This window comes from Vibrio sp. KUL80 (assembly GCF_059725495.1).
In genome coordinates, this window is the sequence record NZ_AP045841.1 from 2,586,863 (window position 1) to 2,607,183 (window position 20,321).

Sequence of the window (20,321 nt, forward strand, 5' to 3'; positions counted from 1 at the left end):
AGTTTCGGGCGAAGCAAGGAGTGCTTAGCAGCTAAGGGACTTGGCAAGTGAACATCCTTCGACGCCGTGTTAGTAGTGTGTGAAATTTGTTCGTTTTCTAAGTTTTTTAATTCTGCTGATTTATTTGGAAGCCCACTCAAATACTCTTCGTACCCTTTGCTACTGTCGATTAATAACAACATAAGAGTATTCCCATGCCGATGTCCCTTGGAAATGCATTTATCAAGAACTTTCTTGGTAAGGCACCCGATTGGTATAAACTAGCGATCATCGCTTTCCTGATTATCAACCCGATCGTTTTCTTCTTAGTTAACCCGTTCGTTGCAGGTTGGCTACTGGTCGTAGAATTCATCTTCACTCTTGCAATGGCGCTCAAATGCTACCCGTTGCAACCCGGAGGTCTACTTGCGATTCAAGCCGTTGCGATAGGAATGACCAGTCCAGAAATGGTGATGCACGAGCTCATCAATAACATTGAAGTGTTATTGCTGTTGGTCTTTATGGTTGCTGGTATCTACTTTATGAAGCAGCTTCTGCTGTTCATTTTCACCAAGATACTTCTCGGCATTCGTTCTAAAGCTATCCTGTCATTGGCATTCTGTATTGCAGCAGCGTTCCTATCTGCTTTCTTAGATGCTCTGACTGTTATTGCCGTTGTTATCAGCGTATCCGTTGGCTTCTACTCGATTTACCACAAAGTTGCTTCGGGTAAGAACTACGGTTCATCTCACGACCATACTCAAGACGGTGAGATCACTGACCTAACTCGTGATGACCTAGAAGATTACCGTGCATTCCTGCGTTCACTTCTGATGCATGCTGGTGTCGGTACAGCACTTGGCGGTGTAATGACTATGGTGGGTGAGCCGCAAAATCTTATCATTGCAGGTCAAGCCGGTTGGGAGTTTGGTGAGTTCATCATTCGTATGTTGCCTGTGACTGGTCCCGTTCTAATCTGTGGTCTGGCTACCTGTCTCATGGTAGAGAAGCTAGGAGTGTTCGGCTACGGTGCTAAACTTCCTGAGAACGTTCGTCAGATTCTGGTTGAGTTCGACCGTGAAGAGCGTAAATCTCGTACTAAACAAGATGTAGCGAAACTTTTGATTCAGGGCGCTATCGCGGTTTGGCTTATAGTTGCACTGGCGATGCACTTGGCAGCAGTAGGTCTAATCGGTCTATCTGTAATCGTTCTAGCGACGGCATTTACTGGTGTTATTGAAGAGCACTCAATGGGTAAGGCATTTGAAGAAGCGCTACCGTTTACCGCTCTACTCGCTGTTTTCTTCTCGATTGTTGCTGTTATTGTTGACCAAGGTCTGTTTAAGCCAATTATCGACGCTGTACTTCACATCGAAGACAAGGGCACACAGCTGGCGTTGTTCTATATTGCTAACGGCGTACTGTCTATGGTGTCAGATAACGTATTCGTCGGCACCGTATACATTAACGAAGTGAAGACTGCGCTTATCGAAGGCATTATCACTCGTGACCAGTTCGACCTTCTGGGCGTAGCGATCAACACCGGTACTAACTTACCTTCAGTTGCAACGCCAAACGGTCAAGCCGCATTCCTATTCTTGCTTACATCGGCATTAGCTCCGCTTATTCGTCTATCTTATGGCCGAATGGTTATCATGGCACTGCCGTACACTATCGTGCTATCTATCGTAGGTCTGCTTGGCATCATCTATCTTGTTGAGCCTATGACAGCATGGTTCTACGACGCTGGCTGGATTGTTAAGCACACTGGCGAAGTAGTTGGGAGCGCTATCTCATCTGGGCACTAATTTTTAGTTGATTGTGAAACTAATCCACGTTAAAAAGCTCTGAGTATTCAGAGCTTTTTTATTTCAACAAGGATGTGACAGTGACACTTCTATCCAACATCAAAGCATTTTCTAAGACGCGACTGTCTTGGGGCTTGCTACTTCTCTCCGTTATTTTTTTCGAACTGAGCGCTCTCTTCTTCCAGCATGTAATGCAGCTCGCACCATGCGTGATGTGTATTTATGAGCGTGTCGCGATGTTTGGCATTGGTGGCGCTGCACTTATTGGCATTATCAACCCTAAGAATACGCTGATTCGCTGGCTAGGCCTTGGTGCTTGGGGTGCTTCGTCGATTAAAGGGCTGACCTTGTCACTAGAGCATGTGGACTACCAGTTTAATCCTTCTCCGTTTAAAACATGCGACCTGTTTGTGACCTTCCCTGATTGGGCACCACTCAACGAATGGGCTCCGTGGCTGTTTGAAGCGTATGGTGATTGTTCTAAGGTTGTGTGGCAGTTCTTGTCGCTGTCTATGCCACAGTGGTTGGTTGTTATCTTTGCAGGTAACTTAGTGGCGTTGGCTGTTATTGTGATTTCTCAAGGTACGAAAGTGTCATCGGCTAGAAATCGTGGGTTTCAATAATACGGCGATGCGACAAAGGAGCTAGCCTGTGGTTCTCCCCTTAGGAGAGGGGGAGCTAGAGGGGGTATCTGTGGTGAATCTAAAATGATTGTTGAGTCTGATTTATCCTTGGAGTTCGCACCCAAGCCAATCAACCGAACACCTCAACTCCTGCGCATTTACCCCTCCCAGCCTCCCCTTAGTAAGGGGAGGAGCTAAAGGCTTGCTCACGCGCCGCTTACTAAAACAGGCGATGCGACGATAGGAGCTAGCCTACGGTTCTCCCCCTAAGATAGGGGGAGCTAGAGGGGGTACTTTCGGTGAGCTCGCAGCGTGTCGCTTAACTATTTCCCACAACACTTCTTAAACTTATTCCCACTCCCGCAAGGACAAGCATCATTGCGCCCTACCCCTTTGAACGGATTAACCGTCTGCGATTGATGACCCACCATCATTTCATCCGCCGCCATAGCAACTTCATTAACCATCGCATCCAATTGCGGTGCTAGATCAGCGTAAGTTGGCAGTTGTTCAAAGCCCGCATCGCGCATCTGTGCATGTGTCTGCTCTTCATCCATCGCTAACATTAACGTGGTTAGTAGCGCTTGAAGCATGCGCTCCGTGCCATCTGACAGCGCTTTGCCTTGCCACTGCTCCTCAACAACGGGCCAAACGGTCATAAAGCCCTCAGCAAAATCGGCTGCATACTCTTGGTTATCATCAAGCAGTGCCAAAAGAGCGTATTGATTGGTTTTGAGCAGAACGTATTGCGCATGAAGGTGCTCTACCACCCAAGACTCTTGCTCTTGGGTATAATCACTCACCACTGAAGATAGCCAAGCCTCAGGCTTTAGTGGCTCGGTCGCGAAGTTAGCCGCTAGGATTGCGCCTTCGATAAACGCGCTAGATTCGCCTGCCCAGTCTGCAGGAAGCTCGATGAATTTCATTTGCTCATTTACACTAATCAAAATTTGCCGCAAGTATATTTACCTCGTGTACGAAACACAATGGTCGATTCTTTGTTCTATAACGGGTAGAATCCCCGCTCCCTGATTATGACGAGAACTGGTATGCGTGTTGTTTTGGGCCCGATGGAGGGTGTGTTAGATCATTTAATGCGAGAAATTCTTACCGAGATCAATGACTACGATCTGTGCGTAACGGAATTCGTTCGCGTTGTTGACCAGGCGCTACCCGATCACGTGTTCTACCGCTTATGTCCCGAGCTCGCTCAAGGCTCTATGACTAAGTCAGGTACGCCAGTCCATATTCAGTTGCTCGGACAAGACCCTCACTGGATGGCAGAGAACGCCGTTAAGGCCGCGTCACTTGGCGCGCGAGGCATCGACCTTAACTTTGGCTGCCCTGCCAAACTTGTCAACAAGAGCAAAGGTGGTGCAGCGCTGCTTCAACACCCAAAGCTCATTCACAATGTTGTCAAAGCGTGCCGTGACGCGGTGGACCCGTCTATCCCCGTCACAGCGAAAATTCGCTTAGGCTGGGAAAACCCAGAGGACTGCTTTGAGATCGTTGATGCCATCGAGCAAGCAGGTGCTAACGAGCTTACCGTGCACGCGCGTACTAAAACTGGTGGCTACAAGGCGAGTGAAATCAAGTGGGAATACATCAACGAGATCCGCAAAAAGACCACTCTACCTTTGATTGCCAATGGTGAGATTTGGAACTTTGCCGATGGGCAACGCTGTATTGAAACGACAGGTGTTGATTCGTTGATGGTTTGTCGAGGTGCGTTTAACGTGCCAAACCTTGGTAATGTAGTGAAGCACAATCACACTGCAATGCCATGGCACGAAGTGGTGGAGCTCCTTCTGGTTTATTCCACTTACGAGATCAAGGGTGATAAAGGGCTTTACTATCCTAATCGCGTTAAACAGTGGTTCTCATATCTTCGTCAGCAGTATCCAGAGGCGGCGGAGCTATTTCGTGAGATCCGTACCTTCAACAAAGCCGCGCCTATTGTTGAACATATTAAACATTACCGCGACAAGGTCTTGGCGACCCTGCCGCAATAACGCTTTGTCTTATCGACGTAGCAGAATTGAACCTTCCGCTGCTATGTCGATATCAAGCTTCCCATCGATAACCTCAGCGTGCTGACCACTCAATGGACACACAAACGACGCGCTCTCAATTCCTAACTTCCAAATCGGCAGCGTTAGCTTTTTGCTCTCAGCGCTCAAGTTGAAACCACTTAGCACAACATCATCACCAAACTGTCTCGCAAAGACCAAGCTCTCTTTGTCCACATGCATCGGGACAAAACTGCCCTTTTGTAGTGCCAAAGAATCTTTTCTCAACGCAATAAGCTTTTTGCAGTAAGGAAGCCATTGGCTTGTCTCTACTCGCTCCCACGGGAAGCAGCGGCGGTTATCAGGGTCGTGCGTGCCCTCTAGACCCACTTCGACACCGTAATAGAGGCAAGGCGTACCCACGTAAGTCATGAGTAGCTGCATCGCAATAGCAAATCGCTCGCTGTTACTTTCAAGCGTAGTCAGGAAGCGTTCTGTGTCATGGCTATCAAGTTGGTTGAGCTGAGCAAGTTGATTGCTCCAAGGCACCTTGGCGGCGGCCTCTTGCAGCCAATTCAGAAACTCCACACAATCTATTTGGATTGGGTCAAACGCAATATCTTTACCTGCAAGTAACGCGCGCACAGGATGCGCAAAGCCATAGTAATTCATCGCGCCATCTTCTTGATCTCCTTGAAGCCATTGGGTCGCTTCAAAGAAGTGCTCGCCCAGCATGTAGGAGTCAGGATTCACCGACTTCATCGACGCTCGAAACTCACTGACGTAGTGCGCATTGTTCGTCGCACCTTCGCCTTCTCCCAGCATATGGATGACATCAAATCGCCAACCATCAATGCCATAAGGCGGTTTGAGCCAGTGCTTGATTACCGAGTTTTCATCCTGATAGATATGGCTTTTGACTTCTTGATTGTGGAAGTTAAGTACAGGAAGAGTATCTATACCTTTCCATCCTACATAGCGCTTAGAGTCCCCTTCAAAGAAGTAATAATCACGATGGGGGCTCTGAGAAGATGTGTAGGCTCCGTTATGCTCGCCACTGATGTCAAACCAAGGGTGCGACACCGATGTGTGATTGAGCACGGCATCGAGTACGACTTTCATGCCTCTTTGATGAAGGTTTTCTGTGAGTGATGCGAACTGCTGGTTGGTACCGAGTTTTGGATCGACGGAATAATAATCGACGGTGTCATACTTGTGGTTGCTGTATGACGTAAAAATTGGATTCAGGTACAAGGTCGTAATACCCAACTCCTGAAGGTAGTCGAGCTTAGCCTCGATACCCGCTAGGTCGCCGCCATAAAATTCAACCGCACCTGAGTCACCGTGTGTGCCAACGGGTTCACCCCACTGTTTTTTTATCGACTCACGTTTTCGGTTTGGGTATTGGTACTCACCGCTTTCAACTCCGATACTTGGATCGCCGTTATTAAAGCGGTCAGGGAAGATTTGGTAGAAGACTTGCTCAGAGACCCACTCTGGCGGCTGGTGTACTCGATTAAACTTGAAGTGATATTCGCGACCAGGCATGCGACTTTGGACGCCGCTTGCATCCAACCAGCGCTGACTCGTTGAGGTTAGTGCTTTGAACACATAATAGGTCACGTCCTTGTCGGCACTTAGCGGCAAGGTCGCTTGCCAAATCTCAAGCTCACCTTTGGCGCCAGACTTAGACATATCTATTAGATATTCTTCGTTGTCAGGCTCATGACGAAGCTTAATCTGCTCGAAAGCGCCTTTTTCAGCAAACACGCTCACGGTAAGTTGGTCACCTTGCCTAACCAAGCCATCTTGGGTTTGTGGGTGATAAAGAAATGGTTGGGTCATTATGATTCTTCTATAAAAGGGAACGAGGTACAGTAATTGTAGAAGAATCACATAGATAAAAAATCCCCCTTCAAATTGAAGAGGGATCACGGTTTGTAGGCGTAGCTAACGGTAAGAGTCAGGCTGAGCACAACCTAGTTTCAATGAGTGACTAACTCAGAAGCAAGCTATCATCAGCGAGTTCCTCACCGCGCACTTTAGAGAACATCTCGAGTAAGTCGGGTACCTGCATATTGGCGCGCTGCTCCCCTTCTACATCAAGCACAATCTCGCCTTGGTGCAGCATCACTGTTCGGTCACCACAGGCCAACGCATCTTTCATGGAATGCGTCACCATCATAACTGTCAGGTTAAACTCCTTGATCACCTTTTTAGTGAGATCGATAACGAACGCGGCCATGCGCGGATCGAGCGCAGCTGTATGCTCATCCAATAGCAGCAGTTTACTATCGGACAAAGTGGCCATCACCAAACTCACGGCTTGGCGCTGTCCGCCGGACAACAAACCAATATTGTCGCCCAATCGATCTTCTAAACCTAAGCCAAGAATGCTGATGCGCTCTTGAAACAGCTTACGGCGTTTACTGGATAGCGACAGACTCCAGCCGCGCTTCTTTCCTCGCATGTACGCCAGTGCCATATTCTCTTCAATCGAAAGGTCGCCACATGTACCAGCGAGGGGGTCCTGAAACACTCGTGCACACTGATTCGCTCGCTGATCAACGGTTTGTCGAGTCACGTCCATATCATCAATTAGCACACGACCACCAACCATAGGCGTTTCACCAGTAACCGCACCTAGTAACGTCGATTTGCCAGCTCCGTTCGAGCCTATCACCGTCAAAAACTGATGCTCTGGCACTTCAAGATTTACCCCTTTCAGTGCTCGATTCTCTAGGATAGTCCCCGGATTGAAGGTGACTTGAATATCTTCTAATCGAATCATGCTGTATTCCCCGTGTTGCCTGATTGAGAGACCGCTTTACTCTTAGCAGGCTTAACGACCTTTTTTGCTTTGAGGTTTCCTTTTATCTTCGGTGCGATAAGCGCGGCTGCGACTAGTACCGCTGTAACTAAGTTAAGATCGGAAGCTTGAAGACCAAACATTCCAGTACTCAACGCGAAGGCAACAGCAAGTCGATACAACACGGAACCGACAATAACCGCCGTGACCGCAACCCAGATCTTTCGCCCAGGAATTAAGGTTTGACCCAAAATAACCGCCGCAAGGCCAACCACTATGGTACCCACACCAGAAGTCACATCAGCGAAGCTGTTGGTCTGTGCGAACAAAGCGCCTGCAAACCCCACAAAGCCATTCGACAAGGCCAAGCAAAAATAGGTATAAAACGAGGTACTGGCACCCTGTGCTTTCACCATTCGAGCATTAACACCTGTCGCACGAAGACCTAGACCAAAATCACTATTAAGCAGCCTAACGACAAACCATGCAGAGATTAGAACAAGGACGCCAACCACTAAAGGTCGGACATACATCGCATCGCCCATCATCTCGAAAGGCGTGAGAATGGTATCTTCTCCCAGCAGCGCCATATTGGGTCTGCCCATAATTCGAATATTGATGGAGAACGCTGCAATCATGGTCAAAATAGACGCCAGCAAGTGAAGAATGCCACAGCGCACGGCGAGAAAAGCCGTTACCCAACCTGTTGCCGCACCCGCGACAATGGCCATTGCCGTTGCGACCCAAGGGTTAATGCCCGCGACAATTGCCGTCGCCGCAACAGCAGCCCCCATTGGAAAGCTGCCATCAACACTCAGATCGGGGAAGTCGAGGACTCGAAAGGTAAGGTAGACACCCAAAGCAACCAGTCCGTAGATAAGACCAATTTCAAGGGCTCCAAAAAATGCAAAAGCAGACATAACAACTCCTCTGCTGTTTAACAAATGAAGGCTCAATAAAAAAGCTGGACCCAGGGGTCCAGCTAAATCTTGATACCAGCGTTACTTGACGTCAGTTGCGCGGTCCATGACCGTTTTAGGAATCGCAAGTCCCAGTTTTTTCGCAGCCGTCGCGTTGATAACTAAGTCAGAACCTTTCGCCACCTTCACATCAATCTTACCAGGGTCTTCACCTTCTAAGATTTTCGCGACGTAATCCGCTGTTTGAACGCCGATTTGGTAGTAGTCAAAGCCAAGGCTTGCCACTGCGCCACGCTCAACGTAAGACGTTGCAGCACCAAACACAGGTGTTTTAGCTTGGTTTGCTGACACGATCATGCCTTCAATAGCACTTGCTACTGTGTTGTCGATCAAAGCGTAGATGATGTCTGATTTCGCTGCGATCGCTTGTGTTGCTGTCTGTACATCAGCACTCTTTAGCGCTGTTGCTTCTACCAGCTCAATACCACGTTTCTCAGTGCTTTCTTTCAGAAGCTTCATCAAACTCACTGCGTTCGCTTCACCTGGGTTATAAACCACACCAATGCTTTTCACATCAGGCATAATTTCTTGAATTAACTCAACGTGTTGGTCTACAGGTGATAGATCAGAAAGACCCGTAACGTTTTTGCCTGGCTGCTCAAGCTTTTTCACCAGCTTAGCGCCGACAGGATCTGTCACTGCGGTAAACACAACTGGGATATCACGAGTTGCCGAGACCAACGCTTGCGCCGTTGGTGTTGCAATACCGACAAGTACATCAGGGCGCTCACCGACATATTGACGTGCTATCTGCACGGCAATCGCTGGGTTACCTTGTGCCGTTTTATAATCAAAATCTAGGTTCTTTCCTTGCTCGTAGCCTTTCGCTTTCAAACCATCGACCAAGCCTTGGCGAGTTGCATCCAATGCCGGGTGCTCAACAATTTGAGATACCGCGACTTTTGCGGTTTTCGCCATAATGCTGGCAGACGATAGTAGCGCCACACCGGTTAATGCTGCAGTGACAATTAACTTGCTTGCTTTCATCTTAACTCCTTGATTAAGCAGCCCTGATTCGTCCTTTTAGAAGACTCATCAATCGGGGAATGAGGTGTAATTTGTAATTTACACTTTGATTGTTATTTTTTAACTTCCTGTTACTTCTACCAGTTAGCCAACCAAAATGAAAGATGTTATTAACATCCACGTTAGATAAACGTGCTATTCGTATCCTTTCGCAACCAACATTTAAACAAATGCGTACAAACAGCGATACATGCGACTAATATTTACTCAAAAACCAGCGTAATCCATTTTTGACAAAAGTGAAGCTTTGTGAATGCATTTCTGTGAAAGATGTCTATATTCATACAGATAGCGTAATCGTTGCGCATACTTGTTACGTATCACAACCATCTAGCTTTGACTCCAAGGAAGAGAGACATGCGACAGTTAATCCTTATTCCACTCCTTTTCTTCATCGCGCTTTCAGGGCAGGCACGTGAGTTTGAAGGCAGCCAACTGGAAAAAATCACCACCGTTAATGGCGTACCTTGGTCGATTGTGCATTTAGATGACAACACACTTCTCGTGGCACTTCGAGACGGTAACTTGCTATTAGTCGATACCGTTAAAAACACGCAATCAAAGGTGGCTGGAGTACCAAAGGTATATGCATCTGGTCAAGGTGGGCTAATGGATATACACCCAAGCCCTACTGAAGCTAACGTGTACTACTTCACCTACGCGAAACCCGTTGGAAAAGGCGGAGCACCCACCCTGGCTAAAGCGACGTTGGATGGTTCCAACCTGTCTGATTGGCAAGATCTGTTTACCAGCAACGTCTCCGTCTCCTCTGGCAGACACTTTGGGAGTCGCATTGCATTTGATGACAAGGGATTGGTCTACATGACTATTGGCGACTCTGGAGATAGAGATACCGCCCAACAAACGGATAATCACGCAGGCACTATCGTGCGTCTCAACCCAGATGGCTCGATTCCTACGGACAACCCATTTGTGGACAAAGAAGAGTTCCAACCGGAGATCTATTCCTACGGTCATCGCAATCCTCAAGGTATTGTATTTGACAGCGAAAGGCAGCAGTTATGGTCGATAGAGCACGGCCCAAGAGGCGGTGATGAGCTCAACCTTATCAAAGCAGGCTTGAACTATGGATGGCCAATCACGTCTCATGGGAAGGAGTACTGGGGTCCTATCAACGCCGGTGACGCGCAAGAAAAAGAAGGGATCGAATCACCAAAGAAAGTCTACATCCCTTCAATTGCGCCTGGTTCACTGCACTTATACCAAGGCGAGGAATTTCCAAGACTTAACGGCATTTTGTTGATTGGTGCACTAAAACTCACCCACATCAACATTCTCGATGTGAATGAAACAGGCCAGGTGCTGGAAGAGCGCCGCTACTATGAAGACTTAGGAGAGCGCGTTCGAGATATCACCACCGATAGCCAAGGAAATGTTTGGTTTAGTACCGATAGTGGGGCCATATACAAAATTAGTCGAGCCTTTCAGTAACAACATTGGGATCGTTCGGAAGGATACCCATTGACACAAGGCTCTTCAGTTACTCAAGGCATAGGCAAGACATGAAAAAGCCCAGCTCGATGAGCTGGGCTTTGTCGTTCCGTTCAGATGAGTCCTTAGAACCAGCGGTCAAAATCGCTGCGGTCTAACTGACGAAAAGCACGGTTCAGCGTCATCGCCAGTTCTTTGTACTTGGGTTTTGCCTTAACAGGCTCCATCGCACAACCAGATTCAACAATTTTTTGGTGAAGCTCTCGATACCAAGATGCGAGTGCCGGTGGAAGCTGTGTGTTGTAACGATTCCCCAGCCACCACATACCCTGAACCGGCATGCTAATAGCGAATAAAGCAATCACGATTGCTTGTGGCAAAGCATGAGCGTTATTGAAGGCCATTTGCGTCAGCACACTGATCGCTGCAACCGCTGGCATGACTTTTATACCGAAGCGCGTCGCCTTTATGATGCGCTGTTCTGGAAACAAGGGAGTCAGTTCCTTGCGCATCGGCCAAAGTTCCATGTACTTTTGACCATTTTTTATACTCTGAGTCAGACTTGCTCTCTCGCTCATAGCTAACCTCACTAAAAAAAAGTTGAACTATTCAACTAAATCAGCAAAATATTGACGGAAGTTAATATTCTTTCAAATTTATTTTGTTATCTTCTGTCATTATCGTTATTCTTTGCGAATCCTCAATCTCATTGTTGTCTTTATTTACAAATAAGGCAACCGTCGAGATGACCGTCGCAAGGACGCTAATGTGGTTTTCTTGGGAAAATCGCATATTATTATACGGCAATTGATGATTTTATGACCAAGAGTGATAGGCGTTTTTCGTCGCCTCTCAGTCTTGAGATACGTTTACATCCTTGATCCCCGATCAGATAAAATACAGGTAACCTCTAATGTCTAAGCTGGTTTTAGTTTTAAACTGCGGCAGTTCTTCTCTTAAGTTCGCCATCGTTGATGCAGAAAACGGTGATGAGCACCTAACAGGTCTTGCAGAATGTCTTCACCTTCCAGAAGCTCGTATCAAGTGGAAACTTGACGGAAAACACGAAGCTCAACTAGGTGACGGCGCTGCTCACGAAGAAGCACTAGCGTTCATGGTAGAAACTATCCTTGCTTCTAAGCCTGAGCTAAAAGCAAACCTAGGCGCTATCGGTCACCGTATCGTTCACGGTGGTGAGCAATTCACATCTTCTGCACTAATTACAGACGATGTACTCAAAGGTATCGAAGACTCTGCAACATTCGCACCTCTTCACAACCCTGCTCACATCATCGGTATCGAAGCGGCGAAGCACAACTTCCCAGAGCTTAAAAACGTAGCGGTATTTGACACTGCGTTCCACCAAACTATGCCTCAAGAGTCTTACCTATACGCTCTACCGTACAACCTGTACAAAGAGCACGGCATCCGTCGTTACGGCATGCACGGTACTTCTCACCTATTCATCGCACGTGAAGCAGCTGAGCTACTTGGTAAGCCAGCTAACGAACTGAACATCATCAACTGCCACCTAGGCAACGGTGCTTCTGTTTGTGCTATCAAAAACGGTGAATCTGTAGACACTTCTATGGGTCTAACTCCGCTTGAAGGTCTTGTAATGGGTACTCGTTGTGGTGACATCGACCCTGCTATCATCTTCCACCTACACGACGCTCTTGGCTACTCTGTTGAACAAATCAACAACATGCTAACGAAAGAGTCTGGTCTTCTAGGTCTAACTGAAGTGACTTCTGACTGTCGTTTCGTTGAAGACAACTACGGTGAAAAAGAAGAAGCAACACGTGCAATGGACGTGTTCTGCCACCGCCTAGCTAAATACGTAGCTGGCTACACTGCATCTCTTGACGGTCGTCTAGATGCTATCGTGTTCACTGGTGGTATCGGTGAAAACTCTGCACCAATCCGCGAGATGGTTCTAAACCGTCTAGGCGTATTCGGCATCGAAGTTGACGGTGAAGCTAACCTTAAAGCTCGATTCGGCGGCGAAGGTACTATCACTGCAGCAAGCAGCCGCATCCCAGCAATGGTTATCTCTACTAACGAAGAGCTAGTCATCGCTGAAGACACTGCACGTCTAGCAGGTCTTTAATTTCAAAACTGGCTAACCTAGGTTAGCCAGTTTTCATATTGGGCTCAGTGAAACATTTGCTTGCGCTTTTTTTGCAATTCATCGAACCACTGAGTTTCTTCCCCCTATATATAGTTTGAGGTACTCAAAGAATGTCCCGTACTATTATGCTTGTACCTACTAGCGCTGGTGTCGGTCTTACTAGTGTTAGCATGGGTGTCCTGCGTGCAATGGAGCGTAAGGGTGTAAACGTATCGTTTTACAAACCTGTTGCTCAGCCTCGCCATGGTGGCGACCAGCCAGATCTAACTTCTTCTATCGTCGGTAACAGCAGCGACATGAAAGTGGGTCAACCACTTCCTATGTCAGAAGCAGAAACCCTGATTGGTAACGAGAAGCTAGACGTGCTTCTAGAAACTATCGTTGAGCGTTACAACCAAATCAACAAAGATGCGGACGTGACTCTTATCGAAGGTCTTGTACCAACTCGTAAGCACCCGTTTGCAAATGCAATCAACGAAGAGATCGCTAAGACACTTGGCGCAGAAATCGTATTCGTTGCAACGCCAGGTACAGACAACCCGAGCCAGCTTAAAGAGCGTATCGAAGTTGCATGTTCTAACTACGGCGGCACTAAGAACAAGAAGATCTCTGGCGTTATCATCAACAAACTGAATGCCCCAGTTGATGAAGCAGGTCGTACTCGTCCAGATCTTTCTGAAATCTTTGACGATGCAGACACAGCTCAGCAAGCTAACCTTGAAGTCATGCAAATCTTCAACACTAGCCCAATTCGTGTTCTAGGCTGCGTGCCTTGGAAGATCGACTTGATTGCGACTCGTGCTGTCGACATGGCAGAGCACCTAAACGCTGAAATCATCAACGAAGGTGACATTGCTAAACGTCGTATCAAGAGCATCACGTTCTGTGCACGTTCACTACCTAACATGATCGAGCACTTCAAGCCTGGCTCTCTACTAGTAACTTCAGCGGATCGTCCAGACGTTATCGTTGCAGCAGCACTAGCAGCGATGAACGGTGTTGAAATCGGCGCTATCCTACTAACAGGTGGCTACGACGTACCAGCAGAGATCACTGACCTAATCAAGCCTGCGCTAGACACTGGTCTACCAATCTTCAAGGCACAAGGTAACACTTGGCAAACGTCTCTAAACCTACAGAGCTTCAGCCTTGAAGTTCCTGCAGACGATAAAGAGCGTATCGAGTTCGTTAACGAGCACGTTGCTGGTCACATCGACGGTCCTTGGATTGACTCTCTACTTGAAGGCACTGTTGGCGGTCGTAAGCTTAGCCCACCAGCATTCCGTTACCAGCTAACTGAGCTTGCTCGCAAAGCTGGCAAGCGTATCGTTCTTCCTGAAGGTGACGAGCCACGTACAGTTAAAGCTGCAGCTATCTGTGCTGAGCGCGGTATCGCGGAATGTGTGCTTCTTGGTAACCCTGAAGAAATCAAACGTGTTGCTGCTCAGCAAGGCGTTGAACTAGGTGCTGGCGTTACTATCATCGATTCTGATGCAGTACGTGAAAACTACGTTGCTCGCTTGGTTGAGCTACGTGGCGCGAAAGGTATGACTGAGGTTGTTGCTCGTGAGAAGCTACAAGATTCTGTATACCTAGGCACTATGATGCTTGAAGCGAACGAAGTTGACGGTCTAGTATCAGGCGCTGTTCACACAACAGCGAACACTATCGTTCCTCCGTTCCAAATCATCAAGACTGCTCCAGGTACATCTATCGTATCTTCAATCTTCTTCATGCTTCTGCCTGATCAAGTATTGGTATACGGTGACTGTGCGATCAACCCAGATCCAACGGCTGAGCAACTTGCTGAAATCGCTATCCAGTCTGCAGATTCTGCAGCAGCGTTTGGTATTGAACCACGCGTTGCAATGATCTCTTACTCTACTGGTGAGTCTGGTAAGGGTGCTGACGTAGATAAAGTACGTGAAGCAACGAAACTGGCTCAAGAGAAGCGTCCAGATCTTATCATTGACGGTCCTCTACAGTACGATGCGGCAATCATGGAGAACGTAGCGGCTTCTAAAGCACCTAACTCTCCAGTTGCAGGTAAAGCGACAGTATTTGTATTCCCAGACCTAAACACTGGTAACACAACATACAAAGCGGTACAGCGTTCAGCAGACCTAGTCTCTATCGGTCCAATGCTGCAAGGTATGCGCAAGCCAGTTAACGACCTGTCTCGTGGCGCACTAGTAGACGACATCGTTTACACAGTTGCACTGACTGCGATTCAATCTGGTCAAGAGCAAAACTAATTTTGTTCTAGCTGAATGACAAAAGCCTCCGAATGGAGGCTTTTTTAATGCGTTGAAGATGGCTATTGCTTTGTTAGAACACTTCGTTGACATGGAAGTAGAAGGTACCGCCGTGCTCGCCGTAGCCGATGTCAGCACGGACATTGACCTTGTCTTTAATCTTGAATCTAAAGCCGGTACCAGCACTTGCCAAGGTGTTATCCCAGAGCCCAGAAACATTTTCCGATACGGTGCCAGCAGCACCCCAGAACACAACCCCAACACGCCAGTAAACAGGAAGACGATACTCAACCTGCCCCATCATCATCTGGTTATCACGATAGCGACCGAGGACATAACCACGCATCGCATCTGCTCCACCAAGATCAGGTAATTGATTCCAAGGCACATTACCTGAGGTTAGGTTGGCTTGTACCTGCCATGCCAACAAGCCCGGCACTGGTGCTAGTGAATGATATTGCGACGCCTTGAGAGAGTACTTACCAAAGTTTTCAGAATTGGTCGCATCATGGTACAAGCCCAAATCGGCTTGCAGCAAGGTGCCCTTCGTTGCATTGGTGACATTATCTCGAGTATCAAAAACATTCGACACAAAAACACCGTAGCTAGTGTTATCAGTGAGCTCATCCGCTAAGTAATCACTATTTTGATCTTCGAATGTCTTGTTGTGAGGCCTCACTGATTTTATATTACCGCCAAAACCCAAGAAGTAGTCGCCAGTCACTCGTGTCAACCATGTCGGTTTTATATCAACCACCTGCTCGTTGAAGTTAATCTTGTTACCGTCTTGCTGACCGTTTTCATACCCTTGCCCGTAATACACCGCCGCATCATCAAAGACCTTGATATCGGTGTAGACTCGGTTATCGCCCCCATTGTAGAAGTGCTTATTACTGAACGTAATACCTATTGACCCGTTAGAAGAAGCGTAGGGATTAATCACCATCGATGACGGCTGACCAGCCCCATCACTAGGGTCGCCATATAGACCAACGTACAAAAGGCCAAGCCCCAGTCCTTGCTCTGGCGTATAGAACACCGCAGGAATGTAACTCGAGTTCAGCCCCTTCTCCTTTTCGTACTCTGACTCCGCACCAAACACACCAAGAAAGCTATCCAGTTTGTCCGTAGTCGAGTTGGGCGTATGTTCGAACAAAGGCTCAATATGATCATCTGCGATTGCGGAGACAGACAGACAAGCACTGCAGCCCATCGCAAGTAGAGTGTGCGCAAGTTTGGTATGCATGGATATAAGTAACTGAGGTCAATAATAAAGGCTGGGATTATAGAGGAAAAGCGTGACAAATGAGCATATTCAAATGTAAAAAAACTGCAGATTTTCATCTGCAGTTTTTTAATCATAACTTATCATTTACGTCATTCCCACGTAAGCGGGAATCTAGGTTGAGGCTTGGTGGTCACTGTGAGTCACTCCCTGCCTTCGCAAGCGCGCGGCTAATGGGATGACGAAATCGTTAACCTTGAATGCCAACAATCAACCATGGGGCATTTGGAACCGTCAAGTCACGCTCTAGGTGCCAAATGTCTTCGATATCTTCTTCAATGTTTTCTACCGCATCGCGATAACGACCAGAGAATTGTAGGCTTAGCTGCGCCTTATTCGCATCGTAGTCTGCTCGAACCACCTCAGCATCGACATACATTACATCGGTATGTTGCTCGCCTTCTAGCTTAGCACGCTCGCTGATTAGGTCTTGTAACAGGCTTGGCGACACATATTCTTCGATAGTATGTAGCTCGTTATGGTTCCAAGCACCCTGAAGGATATGGTAATGCTCACGCGCACCATTCAAGAATGCTGCTTGATCAAAGCCCGGTGGATAGTTATGAGGTACGTCGCTGTGACCTGCCGCACCAAAACCACCCGTCGATGCCGCGGATGCTGGCTGTTCAAAGTTTTGGAAGTTCGAAGGCTGCTCAAATTGCTGACGCGAGTTGCCGCCGAAGGCTGGTTGCTGTCGCTGCTGATTCATACTGCCCTGCTTAGCGCCAAGCATGCCTCGCATAAACTTAAAGATCACAAACGCAATCAGACCGAAGATCAAGATGTCCATGAAATTGATGCCTTCAAATGCGCCACCAAAGAATGCCGCAAGCAAGCCACCCGCCAATAGGCCGCCTAAGATACCACCCATCAGACCTTTCTTACTGCTTCCAGCTTTGTTTTGATCCTGACGACTGATGTTATTCGTGTTTTGTTGCTGTTGCTTTGGTGCAGGAGCGGTTTTAAAGCTCTTACCAAATGATTTACCGCCACCGAATTTCTTTGCTTCGGCTACCGGATTCACCGCAACTGCTAGTACTAGCAGCGCGACGAAAGAAAATAAACGTTTCATTCTAGACCTTTAATTATATTGTTACGTCACATCGTAAGTCCTATTACGACTTATACCCAAGCAAATCTCGCTGAACCAGCATTTGGGGCTACTTGGGTATATTACGCATCATATACTGAGCTTAGCATTAAAGAAATGTTTCTGAAGCTCCGACATGTTTCAGGATATTGCACGTTTGTTACGGAATACACAATACCAATCTGATTATTTTGTCATCAGCTCAGATTGCCGACGATCATCTCAAAAGTTAGCTGAAACCTTGAAACGCAACGCTTCATTTGTTGACGCTACAAGGTCCCACCACTAAAATAACGAACCGTGTTCAATTAAGAATCCACCAACCATGGCCCGCAGAAACGATCATACTAGGGAAGAGCTCATAGACCTGACGCTCACAACAGTCAGGGACTACCTTACAGAGAACTCCTACCATTCACTTAGCCTTCGCAAGATTGCTACGATGATCGGCTATGTGCCGAGCACTCTGGTTAATATTTTTGGCAGTTACAATTTACTGTTATTGCACGCTGTTGCTCGTACCCTTGATGAACTTTCTCAAGAAGCAAAAGACGTTGTTGATCAAGCGCAAAACACCGAAGAAGCACTGTACGCACTAGCAAGCTGCTATCATGATTTTGCTAAGAAGTATCCGTATCGTTGGCAGCTTATATTCGAACACAACATGAATGGAGACGCGCTGCCAGAATGGCAATCACAGCGAATTGACGGCATGACCGGCATGCTTGAACACCTTCTCTCTGTTTATCGTCCAGAAAAGTCATCGACCGATGTCATTAAAGCCAGCCGCGTGTTGTGGGCAGGTGTTCATGGTATTACGCTATTAAGTGTGGACGATAAATTCTTCGCGTCCGAGCCCGTTGATGGCAACGAGCTCATCAAAGACCTCATCTCAAACTATTTAAAAAGCTGGTAACAAAAAGGAAAGGTAATGCCCAACACCAAAACCGCGTCTTTGCTCTCTGAAAGGCGCTTTATGCCCTACTTTGTTACCCAGTTTTTCGGCGCATTCAACGACAACATTTTTAAAAACGTACTACTTCTATTCGTTGCGTTTGCTGGCCCGCAAGTTCTGCCTATCTCAAGCAACTTGTTTATCAACCTCGCCGCAGGCTTGTTTATTCTCCCGTTTTTCCTATTTTCTGCATCAGCTGGGGTGCTGGCCGATAAATACGAAAAGTCGTGGTTTATTCGCAAAGTAAAACTCGCTGAGATCGGCATCATGTGCCTGGGCGCAATTGGCTTTGTCACTGAAAGCTATGGCATTTTGCTGCTACTCCTATTTTTGATGGGAACCCAGTCCGCTTTCTTCGGTCCAGTTAAGTACGCTCTACTCCCTCAGCAGCTAAAACCCAATGAGCTATTGTCTGGTAATGCTCTAGTAGAAACTGGTACCTTTCTCGCTATCTTACTCGGTACGTTAGGTGCGGGGATAATTGCTTCAGCTGAACATGCCAAATACTTAGCAGCAGGAAGCGTGATCTTGTTTGCTATCGCGGGTTATATTTCTAGCCGCTCGATTCCAGAAGCGCCTGCAGCCGATCCTGAATTGAAGTTTCGCTGGCAGCCAGTAAAACAAACCAAGCAAACCCTTAAGATAGCGCACCAAGATCGGGTGGTGTTCCAGAGCATTATGGCGATCAGCTGGTTTTGGTTTCTGGGCGCGGCTTACCTAACCCAGTTCCCGAACTTTACCAAGATCCATTTGATGGGTAATGAAGCTGCGGTTTCTTTCCTCCTGGCTCTCTTCTCTGTCGGTATCGCGCTCGGCTCTATGCTGTGTGACAAAATGTCGAAAAACCGTATTGATGTTGGCATCGTACCTATTGGCAGCATTGGCATTACTATTTTTGGCGCACTTATGGCGTTCTCCGTGCCAGAAGCGCTTCCGCAGTTTGAGTCGTTTAACGAGTTTATTTCCTACTCTGCGCTTTGGCCTGTATTTGGTTACCTTCTCGCATTAGGCGCTTCAGGCGGTTTGTTTATTGTTCCTCTGTACGCCTTGATGCAGCAAGAAGCGAAACCAAACGAACGTGCTCGAGTCATTGCTGCGCTTAACATATACAACTCACTGTTTATGGTAGGTAGTGCCGTGCTGGGCATTGTCGGACTATCGATACTTGAACTCACCATCGTTGAGTTGTTCCTAGTACTCTCTGCACTTAACTTCTTGATGGCGACCTATCTATTCTTGCAAGCACCTATCTTTGTGGTTCGCTTTCTGATCTGGATTTTAACCACCATCATGTACCGCATCTCGCATAAGAACTTGCATCACCTGCCTGAAAAAGGCGGCGCATTGATCGTGTGTAATCATGTAAGTTACATGGATGCGTTGGTTATGAGTGCAGCAAGCCCGCGCTTAATTCGCTTTGTAATGGAAGAAGATTACGCCAACTATAAACCTGTCCGTCGCTTCCTCAAGCGCGCTGGTGTCATCCCTATTTCAGCCAAGCGCAAAGGCTCTATTCGTCGCGCATTTGGCGAGATTGAACAAGCGCTTTCTGAAGGTGAAATCGTCTGCATCTTCCCTGAAGGACGTCTCACTGCAGATGGTGAAATGAATGAATTTATGCGCGGTATTGATCTTGTGCTTAAGCGGTCACCGGTACCTGTTATCCCAATGGCACTAAAAGGACTCTGGGGTAGCTACTTCAGTCGCCACAAAGGTCGTGCTTGTAAAGGTTTCCCTACTCGATTTAGAGCAAAGCTCGAGCTCGAAGCAGGCGATCCAGTTCAGCCAGAAAACGCCACCAGTCAGGCAATGTTTGATAAAGTCGCCCAACTTCGCGGTGATTATCGCTAAGACTCGCTCTTGTTTTAACGGGCGTTAATAAAAACTAAACGCCCGTTAAATTTTACTGTGTTTTACTG

The 20,321-nt window shown here is 47.4% G+C and carries 16 protein-coding genes; 8 read left to right on the top strand and 8 right to left on the bottom strand.

Features of this window, described 5'->3' with window-relative positions; genetic code table 11:
* The first annotated feature begins 194 nt into the window (after positions 1–194).
* Together nhaB and dsbB are read left to right on the top strand one after the other, a co-directional pair.
* Positions 195–1,787 carry a Na(+)/H(+) antiporter NhaB gene (nhaB, locus tag AC6I8U_RS11870; RefSeq protein ID WP_498017005.1) on the top strand — a complete coding sequence of 531 codons (1,593 nt, stop codon included), beginning with the start codon at positions 195–197 and terminating at the stop codon, positions 1,785–1,787.
* An 80-nt stretch (positions 1,788–1,867) separates the two neighbouring features.
* The gene (gene dsbB / locus AC6I8U_RS11875; protein ID WP_498017006.1) at positions 1,868–2,410 is read left to right on the top strand and encodes a disulfide bond formation protein DsbB; all 543 of its coding nucleotides are present in this window, start codon (positions 1,868–1,870) and stop codon (positions 2,408–2,410) included.
* Between the two features lie 323 nt (positions 2,411–2,733).
* Here dsbB and AC6I8U_RS11880 read toward each other — a convergent pair whose 3' ends face one another.
* On the bottom strand, positions 2,734–3,336 hold the full coding sequence (locus AC6I8U_RS11880; protein WP_498017007.1) for a YecA/YgfB family protein: 603 nt from the start codon (positions 3,334–3,336) through the stop codon (positions 2,734–2,736).
* Positions 3,337–3,459: 123 nt separating this feature from the next.
* Here AC6I8U_RS11880 and dusC point away from each other — a divergent pair, with 123 nt between their 5' ends.
* Entirely contained in the window at positions 3,460–4,422 is a 963-nt protein-coding gene (gene dusC / locus AC6I8U_RS11885; protein WP_498017008.1) for a tRNA dihydrouridine(16) synthase DusC, read from the top strand.
* 9 nt (positions 4,423–4,431) lie between these two features.
* Here the strand turns inward: dusC and malZ are convergent, their stop codons facing one another.
* The 4 genes from malZ to AC6I8U_RS11905 all read right to left on the bottom strand — a co-directional run bounded on the left by malZ (position 4,432) and on the right by AC6I8U_RS11905 (position 9,195).
* Positions 4,432–6,264 (bottom strand): maltodextrin glucosidase, encoded by a 1,833-nt coding sequence (gene malZ / locus AC6I8U_RS11890; protein WP_498017009.1) that lies wholly within the window; start codon positions 6,262–6,264, stop codon positions 4,432–4,434.
* Positions 6,265–6,415: 151 nt separating this feature from the next.
* Entirely contained in the window at positions 6,416–7,210 is a 795-nt protein-coding gene (locus AC6I8U_RS11895; protein WP_042474051.1) for an ABC transporter ATP-binding protein, read from the bottom strand.
* Positions 7,207–8,148: an ABC transporter permease gene (locus tag AC6I8U_RS11900; protein WP_042474049.1), complete on the bottom strand. Its 942-nt coding sequence runs from the start codon at positions 8,146–8,148 to the stop codon at positions 7,207–7,209. The genes AC6I8U_RS11895 and AC6I8U_RS11900 overlap by 4 nt, the downstream gene beginning before the upstream one ends.
* Positions 8,149–8,229: 81 nt before the next feature.
* The gene (locus tag AC6I8U_RS11905) at positions 8,230–9,195 is read right to left on the bottom strand and encodes an ABC transporter substrate-binding protein (protein ID WP_234494262.1); all 966 of its coding nucleotides are present in this window, start codon (positions 9,193–9,195) and stop codon (positions 8,230–8,232) included.
* 396 nt (positions 9,196–9,591) lie between these two features.
* Here AC6I8U_RS11905 and AC6I8U_RS11910 point away from each other — a divergent pair, with 396 nt between their 5' ends.
* Complete coding sequence (locus AC6I8U_RS11910; RefSeq protein ID WP_498017010.1) at positions 9,592–10,686, top strand: PQQ-dependent sugar dehydrogenase; 1,095 nt, start codon at positions 9,592–9,594, stop codon at positions 10,684–10,686.
* Between the two features lie 125 nt (positions 10,687–10,811).
* Here AC6I8U_RS11910 and yfbV read toward each other — a convergent pair whose 3' ends face one another.
* Positions 10,812–11,264, bottom strand: a complete 453-nt coding sequence (gene yfbV, locus AC6I8U_RS11915; protein WP_234494264.1) for a terminus macrodomain insulation protein YfbV — start codon at positions 11,262–11,264, stop codon at positions 10,812–10,814.
* A gap of 335 nt (positions 11,265–11,599) precedes the next feature.
* Between yfbV and AC6I8U_RS11920 the strand changes: the two genes are divergently transcribed.
* The gene (locus AC6I8U_RS11920; protein WP_006070029.1) at positions 11,600–12,796 is read left to right on the top strand and encodes an acetate kinase; all 1,197 of its coding nucleotides are present in this window, start codon (positions 11,600–11,602) and stop codon (positions 12,794–12,796) included.
* Between the two features lie 131 nt (positions 12,797–12,927).
* Positions 12,928–15,072: a phosphate acetyltransferase gene (gene pta / locus AC6I8U_RS11925; RefSeq protein WP_234494265.1), complete on the top strand. Its 2,145-nt coding sequence runs from the start codon at positions 12,928–12,930 to the stop codon at positions 15,070–15,072.
* A 73-nt stretch (positions 15,073–15,145) separates the two neighbouring features.
* Here pta and AC6I8U_RS11930 read toward each other — a convergent pair whose 3' ends face one another.
* Positions 15,146–16,318 (bottom strand): BamA/TamA family outer membrane protein, encoded by a 1,173-nt coding sequence (locus AC6I8U_RS11930; RefSeq protein ID WP_498017011.1) that lies wholly within the window; start codon positions 16,316–16,318, stop codon positions 15,146–15,148.
* 229 nt (positions 16,319–16,547) lie between these two features.
* On the bottom strand, positions 16,548–17,429 hold the full coding sequence (locus tag AC6I8U_RS11935) for a Tim44 domain-containing protein (protein WP_498017012.1): 882 nt from the start codon (positions 17,427–17,429) through the stop codon (positions 16,548–16,550).
* A gap of 343 nt (positions 17,430–17,772) precedes the next feature.
* Between AC6I8U_RS11935 and AC6I8U_RS11940 the strand changes: the two genes are divergently transcribed.
* Both AC6I8U_RS11940 and AC6I8U_RS11945 read left to right on the top strand, forming a co-directional pair.
* Positions 17,773–18,363: a TetR/AcrR family transcriptional regulator gene (locus AC6I8U_RS11940; protein ID WP_498017013.1), complete on the top strand. Its 591-nt coding sequence runs from the start codon at positions 17,773–17,775 to the stop codon at positions 18,361–18,363.
* Between the two features lie 15 nt (positions 18,364–18,378).
* Positions 18,379–20,253: an MFS transporter gene (locus AC6I8U_RS11945; protein WP_498017014.1), complete on the top strand. Its 1,875-nt coding sequence runs from the start codon at positions 18,379–18,381 to the stop codon at positions 20,251–20,253.
* Positions 20,254–20,321 lie beyond the last annotated feature (68 nt).